Annotated in this window: 15 protein-coding genes; 10 read left to right on the forward strand and 5 right to left on the reverse strand. The window is 70.5% G+C overall.

Features of this window, described 5'->3' with window-relative positions:
- Nucleotides 1-25 precede the first annotated feature (25 nt).
- From modA to WT53_RS23035, 3 genes are all read left to right on the forward strand, one after another.
- Complete coding sequence (gene modA / locus WT53_RS23025; RefSeq protein ID WP_034205249.1) at nt 26-820, forward strand: molybdate ABC transporter substrate-binding protein; 795 nt, start codon at nt 26-28, stop codon at nt 818-820.
- A 10-nt stretch (nt 821-830) separates the two neighbouring features.
- A complete protein-coding gene (gene modB / locus WT53_RS23030) occupies nt 831-1508 on the forward strand; it encodes a molybdate ABC transporter permease subunit (protein ID WP_034205250.1) in 678 nt (225 codons plus the stop codon).
- A gap of 64 nt (nt 1509-1572) precedes the next feature.
- Nucleotides 1573-2274 (forward strand): sulfate/molybdate ABC transporter ATP-binding protein, encoded by a 702-nt coding sequence (locus WT53_RS23035; protein ID WP_034205251.1) that lies wholly within the window; start codon nt 1573-1575, stop codon nt 2272-2274.
- 161 nt (nt 2275-2435) lie between these two features.
- Here the strand turns inward: WT53_RS23035 and WT53_RS23040 are convergent, their stop codons facing one another.
- The 3 genes from WT53_RS23040 to WT53_RS23050 all read right to left on the reverse strand — a co-directional run bounded on the left by WT53_RS23040 (nt 2436) and on the right by WT53_RS23050 (nt 5465).
- Nucleotides 2436-3281 carry a TOBE domain-containing protein gene (locus tag WT53_RS23040; protein WP_034205252.1) on the reverse strand — a complete coding sequence of 282 codons (846 nt, stop codon included), beginning with the start codon at nt 3279-3281 and terminating at the stop codon, nt 2436-2438.
- A gap of 44 nt (nt 3282-3325) precedes the next feature.
- Complete coding sequence (locus tag WT53_RS23045; RefSeq protein WP_060261668.1) at nt 3326-4942, reverse strand: CHAD domain-containing protein; 1617 nt, start codon at nt 4940-4942, stop codon at nt 3326-3328.
- A gap of 139 nt (nt 4943-5081) precedes the next feature.
- Nucleotides 5082-5465 (reverse strand): tautomerase family protein, encoded by a 384-nt coding sequence (locus WT53_RS23050; protein ID WP_034205254.1) that lies wholly within the window; start codon nt 5463-5465, stop codon nt 5082-5084.
- 113 nt (nt 5466-5578) lie between these two features.
- Here WT53_RS23050 and WT53_RS23055 point away from each other — a divergent pair, with 113 nt between their 5' ends.
- The 5 genes from WT53_RS23055 to WT53_RS23075 all read left to right on the forward strand — a co-directional run bounded on the left by WT53_RS23055 (nt 5579) and on the right by WT53_RS23075 (nt 10278).
- Entirely contained in the window at nt 5579-6436 is an 858-nt protein-coding gene (locus WT53_RS23055; protein WP_059784103.1) for a LysR family transcriptional regulator, read from the forward strand.
- Nucleotides 6437-6477: 41 nt separating this feature from the next.
- Nucleotides 6478-7401, forward strand: a complete 924-nt coding sequence (locus WT53_RS23060) for a DMT family transporter (RefSeq protein ID WP_059825661.1) — start codon at nt 6478-6480, stop codon at nt 7399-7401.
- 67 nt (nt 7402-7468) lie between these two features.
- A complete protein-coding gene (locus WT53_RS23065) occupies nt 7469-8248 on the forward strand; it encodes a sensor histidine kinase KdpD (protein WP_060261671.1) in 780 nt (259 codons plus the stop codon).
- A 76-nt stretch (nt 8249-8324) separates the two neighbouring features.
- On the forward strand, nt 8325-9668 hold the full coding sequence (locus WT53_RS23070) for a hemolysin family protein (protein ID WP_059784106.1): 1344 nt from the start codon (nt 8325-8327) through the stop codon (nt 9666-9668).
- A gap of 25 nt (nt 9669-9693) precedes the next feature.
- On the forward strand, nt 9694-10278 hold the full coding sequence (locus WT53_RS23075) for a thiamine phosphate synthase (RefSeq protein WP_060261674.1): 585 nt from the start codon (nt 9694-9696) through the stop codon (nt 10276-10278).
- Nucleotides 10279-10344: 66 nt separating this feature from the next.
- Here WT53_RS23075 and WT53_RS23080 read toward each other — a convergent pair whose 3' ends face one another.
- Nucleotides 10345-12000, reverse strand: a complete 1656-nt coding sequence (locus tag WT53_RS23080; protein WP_034206231.1) for a DUF3459 domain-containing protein — start codon at nt 11998-12000, stop codon at nt 10345-10347.
- Between the two features lie 302 nt (nt 12001-12302).
- Here WT53_RS23080 and WT53_RS23085 point away from each other — a divergent pair, with 302 nt between their 5' ends.
- A complete protein-coding gene (locus WT53_RS23085) occupies nt 12303-13010 on the forward strand; it encodes a class I SAM-dependent methyltransferase (RefSeq protein WP_060261677.1) in 708 nt (235 codons plus the stop codon).
- Between the two features lie 99 nt (nt 13011-13109).
- Complete coding sequence (locus tag WT53_RS23090; RefSeq protein ID WP_034205261.1) at nt 13110-13778, forward strand: glutathione S-transferase; 669 nt, start codon at nt 13110-13112, stop codon at nt 13776-13778.
- A 15-nt stretch (nt 13779-13793) separates the two neighbouring features.
- On the opposite strand, the gene WT53_RS23095 is transcribed toward WT53_RS23090, so the two are convergent.
- Nucleotides 13794-14447 (reverse strand): DUF1345 domain-containing protein, encoded by a 654-nt coding sequence (locus WT53_RS23095; protein WP_034205262.1) that lies wholly within the window; start codon nt 14445-14447, stop codon nt 13794-13796.
- Nucleotides 14448-14459 lie beyond the last annotated feature (12 nt).

Here is a 14459-nt window from a genome sequence, read left to right on the forward strand (position 1 = left end):
TTCCACCCATTCGAAACGAATCTCCATGCGCTCAACCGTCCGTCCGCTTCGCCGCGGCCTGCTTCGCCTGCTGCCGATCGCCACGCTTGCCGCCGGGGTCGCGTTCAGCGCGCCCGCTTCCGCCGCCGACGAACTGGTCGTGTCGGCGGCCGCCAGCCTGACGAATGCATTCAAGGCCGTCGGCGACGCGTACGAGAAGCAGCATCCCGACACCAAGGTGCTGTTCAACTTCGGCGCGTCGGACGTGCTGATGCAGCAGATCGCCAAGGGCGCGCCGGCCGACGTGTTCGCGTCGGCCGACCAGAAGGCGATGGATCGCGCGGTGAGCGAGAAGGTGATCGTGCCCGGCACGCGCCGCGATTTCGCCGCGAACTCGCTCGTGCTGATCGTGCCGGCGGACAGTCACGCGGCCGCGCCGACGTCGCTGAACGACCTGACCGCGCCCGGCGTGAAGCGCATCGCGTACGGCGACCCGGCCTCGGTGCCGGTCGGCCGCTACACCGAGGGCGCGCTGCGCGCGGCCGGCGTGTGGGACGCCGTCAGCGCGAAGGGCGTGCTCGCCGCCAACGTGCGCCAGAGCCTCGACTACGTCGCGCGCGGCGAGGTCGACGCGGGCTTCGTGTTCGGCACCGACGCCGCGATCATGCCGGGCCGCGTGAAGGTCGCGCTGACGGTGCCGACGCAGACGGCCATCACCTACCCGATCGCCGTGGTCAAGGACAGTCGCCACGCCGCGCAGGCGCAGTCGTTCATCGATTTCGTCGCGTCGCCGCAGGGCCAGGCCGTGCTGTCGACGTTCGGCTTCAAGCCCGCCAAGTGAGCGTATCGCGATGCATGACGCCTGGGTCCCGCTCCTGCTGTCGCTGAAGGTGGCCGGCTGGGCGACCGCGCTCGACATCGTGCTCGGCGTCGCGGCGGCGTTCGTGCTCGCGCGCTGGCGCTCGCCGCTGCGCGACGTCGTCGATTCCGTGCTGACGCTGCCGCTCGTGCTGCCGCCGACGGTGCTCGGCTATTACCTGCTCGTGCTGCTCGGCCGGCGCGGCGTGTTCGGCGCGTGGCTCGACACGCTCGGCATCGCGCTGGTGTTCACGTGGCAGGGTGCGGTGATCGCGTCGATGGTCGTCGCGTTTCCGCTGATCCTGAAATCGGCGCGCGCGGCGTTCGAGGGCGTCGATCCGCATCTGGAGCGCGCCGCGCGCACGCTCGGGCTCGGCGAAGGGGCGGTGTTCTTCCGCGTGACGCTGCCGCTCGCCGCCCGCGGGATCCTCGCGGGGGCGCTGCTCGCGTTCGCGCGCGCGCTCGGCGAATTCGGCGCGACGCTGATGATCGCCGGCAACCTGCCCGGCCGCACGCAGACGCTGTCGGTCGCGATCTACGCGGCCGTGCAGGCCGGCGACGACGCCACGGCCAACTTCCTCGTGCTGGTGACGTCGATCACCTGCGTGCTCGTGCTGCTCGCGACCGGCTGGCTCGTGCCGTCGCGCGCCCGGCGGAGCCAACTGACATGAAGCGCCCGTCCCGCCCGTATCGCCGGCGCCGTGCGGTAGCCGGCCCGCTTCGGCGGAGGGTCGAATGAGCCTCGTCGTCGATATCCGCAAGACCTACGCGAACGCCGAGCGCCGCTTCACGCTCGACATGTCGTTCACGGCGACGACGCAGCGCGTCGTGCTGTTCGGGCCGTCCGGCGCGGGCAAGAGCATGACGCTGCAGGCGATCGCCGGACTGCTGACGCCCGACGAAGGCACGATCGCGCTGAACGGCGAGCCGCTGTTCGACGCTGCACGCCGCATCGACGTGCCGACCCGCGAACGCCGGGTCGCGTATCTGTTCCAGGACTACGCGCTGTTTCCGCATCTGAACGTGCGGCAGAACATCGCGTTCGGGCTCACGTCCGGACTGCGCAACCCGCGCGCGAAAACGGTGCCGCCGGAGGTCGCGTACTGGCTGCGCGCGTTCGACCTCGAATCGCTCGCCGGGCAGTATCCGTCGCAGTTGTCGGGTGGGCAGAAGCAACGCGTGGCGCTCGCGCGCGCGCTGGTCGCGCAGCCACGCATCCTGCTGCTCGACGAACCGTTCGCGGCGCTCGACGGCGCGATGCGCCAGCGCATGCGTCATGAGCTCGCCGAACTGCAGGCGCGACTCGACATCCCGATGGTGCTGATCTCGCACGACCCCGACGACGTCGCCGCCTTCGGCGACCAGGTCGTGCAGTTGAGCGAAGGACGCGTGCTGGCGAGCGCGCCGCACGCCGAGTGGCCGACGCGCGTCGTCTGAACGCGCGACGCCGTGGTCGTGACCGTGGCGCTGGCCGCCACGTTGAAACCTGAGAGACGCCGCGTCGCGGCACATGCTGAAAGCGGAAAACGAAGCCGGTGCGATGCAAACGGGTGCGGCGCCGGCTTCGCCCCGCCCCCGCGGCAAGCCGCACTGCCCGGTCAGCCCGTCACCGCCAGTATCACGCTCGACGCCTTGAACAGCGCGATCGCGCGCCGGCCGACGTCGAGCTGCAACGCGTCGACGCTGTCGTTGGTCACGACGGCCGTCAGCGTCCCGCCGCCGTCGAGCGCGAGCGTCACCTCACTGTTTATCGCACCCGCCGCGACGGCTTCGACGCTGCCGCACAGCCGGTTCCGCGCGGACACCTTCAGCTCGGACCCGCCATCGTCGACCGCGAGCACGACCCACGACGCCTTCACCAGCGCGCACGCGCTCGCGCCTTCCCGCAGCCCGAGCGCCTCGGCGCTTTCGTGGGTCAGCACGGCGACGACGGATTGCCCGCCCGGCAGCGCAAGCGTCACCTCGTCGTTGACGGTGCCGCGCACGATCGACGCGACCTTGCCGAACCACTGGTTGCGCGCGCTCGTCTTCATCCCGATCCGGCCGATCAGCGCCCAGTCGACGTCGAAGCCGGCCACGGCCGCGCTCGCGGCCTCGATGAAGCGGCGATGCTCGCGCTCGATCGTGCGGAATGCGGCGATCAGCGACGTCGCGCGCGGCGTCAGCGTCGTGCCGCCGCCGCCCTTGCCGCCCGTCGAGCGCGCGACGAGCGGCTCGCCGGCAAGATTGTTCATCGTGTCGACCGCGTCCCACGCGGCCTTGTAGCTGAGGCCGACGGCCTTCGCCGCGCGCGTGATCGAACCGGTGTCGCCGATCGCCGCGAGCAGCGCGATGCGCGTCGCGCCGCCGAGCGTCTGGTCGCCGGCGCGCAGCCACAGCTCGCCGCCCAATTCGAGCGGTCCGGCGGTCGAGGAGGAATGCGGTGCGTCGGTCGTCATCGGCATGCGTGCGGGATACGGGCGGCCATTATAGGGTCGGCGCACGGCGCTCAGCCCGGCTTGCCGCCGAGCTTCGGCGCCCGCAGGCTGGCCAGTAGCGCCTCGGCGTCGCGCGCCGCCCGCTGTTCGAGCGCGGCGCCGTAGCCGCGCACGAAACCGATCTGGTACGGCGGCGCCGCCAGTTGCTCGAGATGATGCAGCGCGACCATCGCGTCGTTCGCCTCGCCGAGCACGCTCTGCACGCGCGCCAGCGTCTTGACCGTCTCGTTGCGCGTGCGGCGCGACGCGAGCGACGCGAAGAATTCGAGGGCATAGCGCAGCCGCTTCGCATCGATCCGCACCCGATGGCGGGCCGCGGTGTCCAGCGACGTGAGCGACGGCGATGCGTAGAGATGACCGAACAGCCGCCGCACACGCCTGGACGCGTGACGCCGCAGCGACGGCGCGTCGTCGCCGTCGGCCGCCGGCAGCGCGAGCGCGCTCAGCCATTCGAGCCAGCCGAGCGTCAGCCGCGCATAGCGGGCCGAATGCAGCGCCTGCCGCAGCTCGACGCGCGCGGCCATCGACTGCGCGCGGGCGGCGTCGAGCGTGCCGTCCCAGTCGCTGCCGCCGCCGTCGGCCGCGATCAGCGCGGGCAGGCTCTCGGTCGCGAACACGTCCCAGTCGCGCACCGTGCCGAGCAGCGCGGCGAGCCAGCGCAGGTCGACGCCGAGCGTGTCCTTCCATTGACGGTCGGTGAAACGCGGGAAGAAGCGCATCAGCGTGCGCAGGCGGCGCAGCGCGACGCGCATCTGGTGCACGAATTCGGGATCGTCGCGATCGAGGACGCCGCATTCGTTGCCGAGCCACTGCGCGGTGATGTCGCCGGACAGCGCGAACAGCGCGGCGCGCTGGGTGCGGATGCCGGTCAGGTCGACGGTTTGCGCCTTGACCAGCGCGGGCGCCAGCGGGCCGCCCGCACAGGCGCGGTCGATCACGCTCGTCAGTTGCACGAAGGCGGGCCACGCGCCGCTCAGTTCGCGCGCCGCGGCAAACAACGCGCGCAGCGCGGCCGTGCGCGCGGCCACGGTTTCCCAGTCCGGCGCGGCCAGGCGCAGCTCGACGTGGCGGCGCGGCGGCTCGCCGCCGCCGTGCAGCGTGATGTCGTCGAGCGTCATTTCGACCACGACGCCGCTGTCGTCGGCCCAGCGCCCGCGCCGCCGTTCGCTGACGACGCGCAGCGCCGACGCCTGGGACCGCGCTTCGTCGGTGTCCGGTGCATCGCCGCCGACGGCGGCCCGTGCGTCGGCACCGGCTGCGGCGCTCGGCGCGGGTATCGGCAGCGGCGTGGCGACCGCGATCCCCGCGTGCTCCGCGTCGAACAGTTCGCGCTGCGTGACGCCGGGGGCGAACGTCGCGGTGCGCGAGGCGACGACCCGCGTGCCATGCGCGTTCGATTCGACCCAGGTCCACCAGTTCGCGCCGGGACTCCGCTCGGCCTCCTCGATCTGGCACGGTGCGATCGTCACGCGCTCGTGGCCGCGCCGCATCCGGACCTGCGGGCAGATCCGCCACGCACGCACGAGCTCGGCGCCGAAGTCGCGCTGCGCGCCCCGGGCGCGGCTTGCGCCCTTGACCGGCCACCCTTCCAGCGACAACGACAGCACGATTTCCAGCACACGCGACATGGAGGCTCCTGCACATGAAGGATCGCCGGCGCATCGACCGCGCCGGCGTCGTTCGTGAAGCAACTTCCATAGTACACGCCCCAAAAGCGCGCAGGCGACGATCCGGCCCTGTCTCCCTGTGGCGGGTCAAGCCGGCACGTCAGACGGCGTATTGCGCGATGCCGTTGCCGAACGACCAGTTCTCCTTCAGCACCTCGACGAGACTGATGAATACGTCTTCCCGCCGCACGCCGGGCTGCTGCGCGAGGTTCTCGACGATCGTCCGGTACAGCGCCCGCTTCTGCTCGAGCGTGCGCGTGTTGTTCGCGGTGATCTGGATCATCACGAGATCGTCGCTGCGCTCGATATCGTAGTAATGACGGCCGAACACGAAATTCTCGGCCGCGTGCTCGGTCACGACCATGAAGATGTCGTCCTCGGGTACGTTGAACGTCTGCATCAGCGCGCGGTGCACGCCGTCGACGAGGGCCCTGCGGTAGGCGGCCGGTTTGCCTTCGCGTACGGCGATACGGGTGAATGGCATGGTCTTGCTCCTGTCGGTGAGTGACGTTGAAGAACGAAAACACAGCGTCAGGTTAGGCGCGCCAACCTATAATGAACAGTCATTGATGAATATTTCATCCATTTTCATTTGAAATGAAAGTACTCGATCTCGATGCCGTCCGCGCGTTCGTGCTGGTCGCCGACCTCGCCAGCTTCACGCGCGCCGCCGATGCGCTCGGCACCACGCAATCGGCCGTCAGCCTGAAGCTGAAGCGGCTGGAAACCCATCTCGGCAAGCCGCTGCTCGCGCGCACGCCGCGCGTCGTCAAGCTGGCCGCCGACGGCGAGCATTTTCTGCCGGCCGCCCGTGCGCTGCTCGACGCGCACGAGCATGCGCTCGGCGCGATCTCGACCGGCACGGTCCGCCTGTCGCTCGGCGTCAGCGAGCACGTCGCGGTGCCCGACCTGCCGGCCGTGCTCACGAGCCTGCACCGGCAGGATCCGGGGCTGTCGCTGGAAATGCATCTCGGCGCGTCGACGAGCCTGCTTCCGCAATACGACGAACGGCGGTTCGACGCGGTGATCGTCCGTCACGAGCCGGGCGAGGATCCGCCGCGCGACGACGGCACGCCGCTGTTCACCGAGCCGCTCGCCTGGCTCGCCGCGCCCGACTGGACGCCGCGCGCCGGCGAGCCGCTGCCGCTCGCGGTGCTGGCCGGCCCCTGCGGCGTGCGGGCCGCCGCGCTGCGCGCGCTCGACCGTGCGGGGCTGCCATGGCGCGAGCGCTTCACGGGCGGCGGGGTCGCGGCGGTCACGGCGGCGGCCGCGGCGGGGCTGGCCGTCTGCCCGCTCGCGCGCCGCGTCGCCCCGCGCACGCTGGTCGACGTCGGCGCGAAATTCGGGCTGCCGCCGCTGCCGCAATCGCAGGTCGTGCTGTATTCGCGCGTACGCGACGCCCGGGCCGCCGCCGCGCTGCGCAGGTTTGCCGACAGCCTTGCAATCTCGGCGTAAACTAGCGGGCTCCACCGCCCGCAATCTCCAGACGAATGCCGATGAAGCCCGACGCCCGCAAGCACCTCCGCGCCAATCTGCTGATGCTCGCCGCCGCCGCGATCTGGGGCTCCGCTTTCGTCGCGCAACGCCTGAGCCTCGACGTGATCGGGCCGTTCCTGTTCACCGGGCTGCGCTTTCTGCTCGGCGCGCTCGTGCTCGTGCCGCTGCTGATGATGAATACGGCGTCGCGCGCGCAGCTCGCGGCCATCCGGCGCGAACCGGCACTGCTGCTGCCGGGCGTCGCGCTCGGCGGTCTGCTCGCCGTGTCGATCTCGCTGCAGCAGTTCGGCCTCCAATACACGCGGATCGCCAACGCCGGCTTCATCAGTTCGCTGTACGTCGTGATCGTGCCGCTGATGGGCGTGTTCGCGCGCCACCGGATCGGCGCGGGCACGTGGTTCGGCGCGATGCTGGCCGCGGTCGGTCTGTATTTCCTCAGCATCGACGAACACTTCGCGGTGCTCGACGGCGACTGGTTCCAGCTCGCGGGCGCCGTCATCATCGCCGCGCACGTGATGGCGGTCGGCCATCTCGCGAAACGCCACGATCCGCTCGTGCTCGCGTTCCTGCAATTCGCCGTGTGCGGCATCGCGTGTCTCGCGGTCGGCCTGGCGGTCGAACCGGTCAGCGTCGCGATGCTGCGCGGCGCGCTGCCGACGCTGCTGTACGGCGGGCTGCTGTCGGTCGGGGTCGGCTATACGCTGCAGGTCGTCGCGCAACGCGACGCGGCGCCCGCACACGCGGCCGTGATCTTCAGCATGGAAGGCGTGTTCGCGGCGATCGCCGGCTGGGCCGCGCTCGGCGAAACGCTGACGCTGCGCGCGCTCGTCGGCTGCGCGCTGATGCTGGCCGGCCTGCTCGCATGCCAGTTGCTGCCGAACGGCGACGCACGGAAAAAGGACGAGGACGCGCTGCCGGCGTGACGCCCACCGTCCCTATAATGGCGATTCGCGTGACTTCCACGCCAACCGCTTCCGACAGGCCTGCTCCGTGACGTCCACTTCCGTCGATCCCGCCGCCGACCTGCTGCGCGAACGCGCAGCGCACTACGCCGCCCAGGCGGCGCTATTCCTGCGCGACCAGGCGCTCTCCATCGCGTCGCACGACCTGCGCAGCCCGCTGAATGCGATGCACAGCTGGGCCTACGTGCTCGAGCGCCAGCTCGCCCATGCCGATCCGAACCTGCAGCGCGCGCTCGCGGGCATCCGCACGGGCATCGACCAACAGGTCGCGCTGATCGACGGCGTGCTCGACGCGCCGCGCGCGGAAACGCGCATGCTCACGCTCGCGCCGCGGCCGTTCGCGCTGCGCGCGCTGCTCGACGAAACGGTCGCGCTCGTGCGGTTCGCGCTCGCCGACGCACGGCAGGTTGCGCTCGACACGACGCTGCCGGACGGCGAACCGTCGCTCGCCGTCGATCGCGAACGCGTCGCGCAGGCGCTCTGGACCATGCTGATGACGGCCGTCGAGGCCAGTGCCGCGGGCAGCCGCGTCGCGTTCGCCTGCACGCGCGACGGCGCGCAATTCACCGCGCGCGCCACCTGCACCGTTAACGCCGGCGCGCTCGTCGATCCCGCGCAGCCGCACGCGTTCGAATCGTTCGCCCGGCGCGAGATGCTGCGCGAGCGCGATGCAAAGCGCAGCGCGTGGACGCTCGCGCTGTGCCAGCGCGTCGCGCTCGCGCACGGCGGCACGTTCACGCACGACGTGTTCGCCGACGGCGCCGCCGCCACGCTCACGTTCTCGATTCCCTGCGAGGCGCCGGTGTAAGCAAGCGGCCGGTCGATACATTACAAATTCCTTTCCGGCTCTATACTGATGGGCCTGTCATAACCGGAGCGATTCTTTGTTACAGATCTTCGCGCTCATCGGCGCGTTGTTCCTGGTGGCCCTGAACGGGTTCTTCGTTGCGGCCGAATTCGGCCTCGTCAAACTCCGCGCAACGCGCGTCAAGACCCTCGCCCGCAAGCACGGCTTGCGCGGGCGCATCCTCGGCATCGTGCATGGCCGGCTCGACGCGTATCTTTCCGCGTGCCAGCTCGGCATCACGCTCGCGTCGCTCGGCCTCGGCTGGGTCGGCGAACCGGCGTTCGCGCAACTGATCGGTCCGCTGCTCGACCTCGTCGGCGTCCACTCCGAACGCGTCGTGCACCTGATCTCGCTCGTGTTCGCGTTCTCGCTGATCTCGTTCCTGCACATCGTCGTCGGCGAACTGGCGCCGAAATCGATGGCGATCCGCCAGTCGGAGAAGGTCGGCCTGTGGGTCGCGCTGCCGCTCTACGCGTTCTACTGGGCGATGTATCCGGCGATCTGGGTGCTCAATACCAGCGCCAACGCGGTCCTGCGGCTCGCGGGGCTGTCGGCCGACCACGGCGGCGACGCGCACTATTCGACCGACGAGCTGAAGCTGATCCTGCGCAGCCGCCGCAGCGCGGCCGGCAATGCGGCACAGCCGGCGCGCGGCACGTACAGCAACGACGAGTGGAACACGCTCGCGCACTCGCTCGATTTTTCGTCGATGACCGTGTCGGACCTGATGCGGCCGGCCCATGAAATGATCGGCCTGCGGCGCGACCTGCCGCTGCCCGACAACATGGAGATCGTCGCGCGGCACCGCTTCAGCCGCTATCCGCTGTTCGAGGATGCGTCGCGCGAACAGGTGAGCGGGCTGATCCACCTGAAGGACCTGTTGCTCGCCCGTCACGCGGGCGCCGCGCTCGACGACCTGTCCGACTACGTGCGCCCGGTCCAGTACGTGAAGCCCGACACGCCGGCGCTCGAACTGTTCCGCCGCTTCCGCAAGGGCGCTCCGCACTTCGCGCTGGTGGGCAACAAGGGCGAGAAGCCGATCGGCTTCCTGACGCTCGATAACCTGCTCGGCGCGCTGGTCGGCCAGATCCACGACGAGTTCCGCCAGGGCGATGCCGACTGGAGCCGTCTCGACGACGGCACGTTGATGGGCAAGGGCAGCCTGCCCGTCGTCTCGCTCGAACAGGCGCTCGGCATCGACATCGACGAAGGCCGCGCGGAATCGGTCGGCGGCCTCGTGATCCAGGCGCTCAGCGACCTGCCGACCGAAGGGCAGCGCGTGTCGTTCGACCGCTTCGACGTCGTCGTGAAGAAGATGAACGGGCCGCGCATCGTACTCGTGCGCGTCTATCCGAAGATCGCGAAAGAGGCCGACGAATGACGGCCGCGCGTCGCGTCGTCGCACGATGAACGCGCCGCTGCCGCGCTGCTGCGTGATCACGCCGGAACCGGCGTCCGCGTCGGCTGCCGATCGGGCCGCGTTTCTCCACCGGCTGTCGGCCGTGCTCGCGCGCGGCGAAACGCTCGTGCAACTGCGCGTGAAATCGCTCGACGCGGCCGCGTTCGCATCACTGGCCGCCGCGGCGCTCGCCCGCTGCGACGCAGCCGGCGCGTCCCTGATGCTGAACGGGCCGATCGATGCAGCCGGCGTGATGCGGCTCGACGGCGCCGGCTGGCATCTCGACGGCGCCGCCCTGCGCGCCGTCGCGCAACGGCCGCTGCCGGCCGGCCGCCGCGTGTCCGCCGCGTGCCACTCGCGCGACGATCTGCTGCTGGCCGCGCGTGCGGGCGCGGATTTCGTCACGCTGTCGCCGGTGCTGCCGACGCTCAGCCACCCCGGCGCGCCGACGCTCGGCTGGGCGCAATTCGACACGCTGGCCGCCCAGGCCGCGATGCCCGTGTTCGCGCTCGGCGGCATGACGCGCGCGCATCTCGACGAGGCGCGCCGTCACGGCGCATACGGCATCGCGGGCATCCGCGGGTTCTGGTAATTCGGCGCCTTCCGGCAGCGTTGCGGGCCGGGCCGCGCCCGGCTCCGACGCGTCACGCGCTCTGCCTCACGCGTTCAGGTTCGGACGCATCCCGCGCCACGAACCGTCGTCGATGCGACGCACATCGTGCGTCAGCGCGTAGCGATTGACGTCGCCCGTCAGCCACGCGACGAGCGAATACGGCGGCAACTCCCCTTCATCGACCCGGTCGCGCGCACGCGCCGGCGTCTCGAACACCACGCGCCCTCGCGGCGCGTCGAACGGCACCGCCTCGGGCGACAGGTTCAACGCGATCGTCAACGTTTCGTCGTCGGCGAGCCGCCATGATGCGCACAGCGCGTCGGCATCGCCGTCGCCATCCGCTTTCAGCGCACGTGCGTCCTGCGGCCGGCAATCGGACAGCCTTGGCGCGATCAGCTTCGCGCGCACCGCGAGCGCCGACTGCACGAAATGCGCGCGGTCGATGTCGCGCGCGGTCTCGTCGAAGATCAGCGGGATCTGCGGCGTGAGCAGCGACAGCGCCAGCCCGGCCAGACCGGCCGCCTGCCCGTCGTGATCGCCCGGGCCGCCGTCGCGCCATGCGCCATCGGACAGGACAAGTGACGTCAGCGACAGGCCGCCGTCGGCGGCCATGCCGTCAGCCGGCGCGGCCGGCCGGTACGCCGCGCCGGCCGCGGTCAGCGCGCGGGCGAGCGTGTGAATCGACTGGTGCATCGAAATGCCTTCATGCGCCGACGTGTCGCGCCCCGTGAGCCGGTGCAGCGCGCGTTCGCCGCAGCCGTTCCACTGCGCATCGAAATGGGTATCGGCGAGATGGGCCGGATGCCGCTCGCTGCCGAGTACGAGGTGGATCAGCCGGTCGGCCGGCACGGCGGCGCGCACGCGATCCGCGATCTCGCGCAGCCACGACACGCCGATCCGGTCGGCTTCGCGCAGGCGCAGCCCGTCGCAGCGGTATTCGTCGATCCAGTACAGCGCGTTGTCGCAGAAGAAATCGCAGACTTCCGGATGGTCGAGCGCGAGCGGCGCGGCCTGCAACGGATCGTCGCGCGTGTGGAAGAACGGCCCCGCGTAGTGGCGCAGCGCATCGGTGCCGCTGCCGAAGCGCGCGTAGTCGAGCTCCAGCAGCACTGCGAGACCGTAGCCGTGCGCATCGTCGATCAGCGCCTTCAGCGCGTCGGGGCCGCCTTCGGCCGCGAGCGGCGCGAACGGCAGGCTGTCGTGCGGCGACGCGAGCAACTCCAGCGCGGTCACGCCGAGGCGCGCGAGCTGCGGCAGGCGGCGGCGCACGCCGTCGAAGCCGCCCACCGCGTGCGGGCGGATCGCATACAGCGCGATGTCCTCCCACGCGCGCCCGTGCCAGAACGTATTGCGCCATTTGAACGCGCGCGGATCGACGACCTCGCTCGGGCCGTTGAGCCCCTCGGGTTGCGAGCGCGACGCGGGATCGGGAATCGACACCGTATCGTCGAGACGATAGCGGTAACGCGCACCCGCGCCGCAGTCGACGAAGACTTCGAACCAGTTCGGGCCGGCGCGCGTCATCGGGACGAGCGTCGGGCCGTAGCCGGTATCGAGTTCGAGCTGGACGTGAGTGCTGCCGGGCGCCCACACGCGAAAATGCGTGCGCGGCGCCGTGCTGAGCGCGCCGCAGGGCTGCGCGCCAAACGGCAGGCAATGGATATAGTGCTGCGCGTACGGATCGTGCGGACAATCGGACATCATGCGCTCCTCGTGCGTACCGAGCGGCATGGCCGCGCCGATGGCGCAGCGCATCGGGGCCCGGCATGCGACGGCCAGGCGGGGGAGAGAAACGAGTATGCGCCGGATTCGCCATCTCGATGCATCGTGATCGGACATTTTTAAATGCGAATCGACCCCGGGGAAACCGGCCGGTGCGGGCCGACGAGTCGGGTAGTCGGCATACCGGAATGATCGCTCGCCTTGTTGCGCCGGCCGCGCGCCCCTACGCTCTGCGTCATGCCCGCGGACACGCCGTCCGCCCCACTCCGAGGAACTCCGCCATGTCGCTTCCCGCCAGCGCCGCGAAATTCGATCCGCCGCGCGCACACGAATACGCCGAGCAATCGCGCATCGCGCTCGCCGGCTACGATGCGTGCCACGAACTCGCCGCATGCCTGCTCGCGTCGGCGATCGGCGTGCCCGATGCGCGGATGCTCGTCGCGGGCGCGGGCGGCACGGGGCAGGAAATCTGCGTCGCGGCCGCGCTCGAACCGGGCTGGCAGTTCACGGCCGTCGACCCGTCCGCGCCGATGCTCGCGCTCGCGCGCTCGAACGTCGAAGCCGCGGGTTTCGGCGCGCGTACGACGTTCGTCGAGGCCGGCGTCGACGCGTTACCCGACGCGCCCGCGTTCGACGGCGCGACGCTGATCGGCGTGCTGCATCACGTGCCGGGCGACGACGCGAAAGCCGCATTGCTGCACGCGATCGCACGACGCCTGAAGCCCGGCGCACCGCTCGTGCTCGCCGGCAACCATCGCCGCTACGCGGACCACCCGCGTCTGCTCGACGCCTGGCAGCAGCGCTGGCGCATGAAAGGCGCCACGCCCGACGCCGTGCGCGCGCAGCTCGCGAAGATCCTGCAGGGCGCCGATCCGCCCGCGTCCGAGGACGCCGTGTTCGCGCTGCTGCGCGAAGCGGGCTTCGACGCGCCGCTGCGTTTTTTCGCGAGCCTGTTCTGGGGTGCATGGATCGCGGTGCGGCGCGCATGACGGCTCGATGCGGCGCGCCACGACACGCGCCGTGCGATTCGCGAACGCGCCGCATGCGCTCGGTATGATGTCGTTCCCGCCCCCCTTTTCGGCCTCGACATGCTCACCGTCCATCACCTGAACAACTCGCGTTCGCAGCGCGTGCTCTGGCTGCTCGAAGAACTGGATGTGCCGTACGAGATCGTGCGCTACGAACGCGATCCGAAGACGATGCTCGCGCCGGCCGAATTGCGCGCGATCCATCCGCTCGGCAAGTCGCCCGTCGTGACCGACGACGGCCGCACGTTCGCCGAATCGGGCGCGATCGTCGAATACCTGGTCGAACGCTACGCCGACGGGCGCCTCGCGCCGCCGCCCGGCTCGCCCGAGCGGCACGACTACACGTACTGGCTTCACTATGCGGAAGGGTCCGCGATGCCGCCGCTGCTGCTCAAGCTCGTCGCGCTGCGGATCGCGCAGGCGCCGATGCCGTTCTTCGCGCGGCCGATCGCACGCAAGATCGCCGCGACGCTGCAGTCGGGCTTCGTCGATCCGCAGATCGCGCTGCATCTCGGCCATGTCGACGGCGCGCTGGCACGCACCGGCTGGTTCGTCGGCGACCGCTTCAGCGCGGCCGACATCCAGATGAGCTTTCCGCTCGAAGCCGCGACCGCGCGCGGCGGCGGCAGCCGGTATCCCGCGATCGCGCGCTTTCTCGACACGATTCATGCCCGGCCTGCATACCAGCGCGCGCTGGAGCGCGGCGGCCGGTACGACCTGCTCAAGTGACCGGCGTAACCGGCGTCAGCTCAGCAGCCCCGCCGCGACGTTGATCGACAAGCCGAGCACGGCCATGTTGAAGTAGAACGACAGGATCGACTGCGCGAGCACCGAGCGCCGCGCGGAGCGGTTCGCGAGCGACACGTCGGCCGTCTGCGACGCGACCGCGAGCGTGAACGCGAAATACAGGAAATCCCAGTAATCGGGCTCCGGGTTCCGGTCCGGGAAACGGAGCGCGCGATCGCCGCTCGGCGAGCCGTAGTAGAGCCGCGCATAGTGCAGCGTGAAGATCGTCGGAATCAGGAACCACGCGCCGAACAGCGTCGCGCCCGTAATCGCGTAGTGGCTGAGTCCCGCGCGGAAGCCGACGCTCTTCGCGGTCGCGAGTTCGATCGCGATCGCCGCGACGCTCGCGACGGTCGCGAGGCACACGACGGTCAGCACGGTCGTCGCGTTTTCATCCTCGCGGATCGCGACTTCGCGCACCTTGTGATGATGCGCGGTGACCATGCGCACCCACATCAGCACCAGATACAACCAGACCGCGCAATCCCAGCCGATCAGCGCCCGCACGGTCGGGCGCAGCGGAAACGGCAGCAGCACCGCGCACAGCAAGCCGGCGACGAACGCCGCGACCATGCGCGGCCGGTTGCGTAATACCTGCGGATAAAACGTCATCGTGCGATTCCC

The organism is Burkholderia sp. MSMB2157WGS, from assembly GCF_001532755.1.
Taxonomy (GTDB): domain Bacteria; phylum Pseudomonadota; class Gammaproteobacteria; order Burkholderiales; family Burkholderiaceae; genus Burkholderia.

Excerpts from the sequence above, each read along its gene's own strand:
- modA (WP_034205249.1), top strand. The coding sequence starts at position 26 with ATGCGCTCAACCGTCCGTCCGCTTCGCCGCGGCCTGCTTCGCCTGCTG.
- modB (WP_034205250.1), top strand. The coding sequence starts at position 831 with ATGCATGACGCCTGGGTCCCGCTCCTGCTGTCGCTGAAGGTGGCCGGC.
- WT53_RS23035 (WP_034205251.1), top strand. The coding sequence starts at position 1,573 with ATGAGCCTCGTCGTCGATATCCGCAAGACCTACGCGAACGCCGAGCGC.
- WT53_RS23040 (WP_034205252.1), bottom strand. The coding sequence starts at position 3,281 with ATGCCGATGACGACCGACGCACCGCATTCCTCCTCGACCGCCGGACCG.
- WT53_RS23045 (WP_060261668.1), bottom strand. The coding sequence starts at position 4,942 with ATGTCGCGTGTGCTGGAAATCGTGCTGTCGTTGTCGCTGGAAGGGTGG.
- WT53_RS23050 (WP_034205254.1), bottom strand. The coding sequence starts at position 5,465 with ATGCCATTCACCCGTATCGCCGTACGCGAAGGCAAACCGGCCGCCTAC.
- WT53_RS23055 (WP_059784103.1), top strand. The coding sequence starts at position 5,579 with ATGAAAGTACTCGATCTCGATGCCGTCCGCGCGTTCGTGCTGGTCGCC.
- WT53_RS23060 (WP_059825661.1), top strand. The coding sequence starts at position 6,478 with ATGAAGCCCGACGCCCGCAAGCACCTCCGCGCCAATCTGCTGATGCTC.
- WT53_RS23075 (WP_060261674.1), top strand. The coding sequence starts at position 9,694 with ATGAACGCGCCGCTGCCGCGCTGCTGCGTGATCACGCCGGAACCGGCG.
- WT53_RS23080 (WP_034206231.1), bottom strand. The coding sequence starts at position 12,000 with ATGTCCGATTGTCCGCACGATCCGTACGCGCAGCACTATATCCATTGC.
- WT53_RS23085 (WP_060261677.1), top strand. The coding sequence starts at position 12,303 with ATGTCGCTTCCCGCCAGCGCCGCGAAATTCGATCCGCCGCGCGCACAC.
- WT53_RS23090 (WP_034205261.1), top strand. The coding sequence starts at position 13,110 with ATGCTCACCGTCCATCACCTGAACAACTCGCGTTCGCAGCGCGTGCTC.
- WT53_RS23095 (WP_034205262.1), bottom strand. The coding sequence starts at position 14,447 with ATGACGTTTTATCCGCAGGTATTACGCAACCGGCCGCGCATGGTCGCG.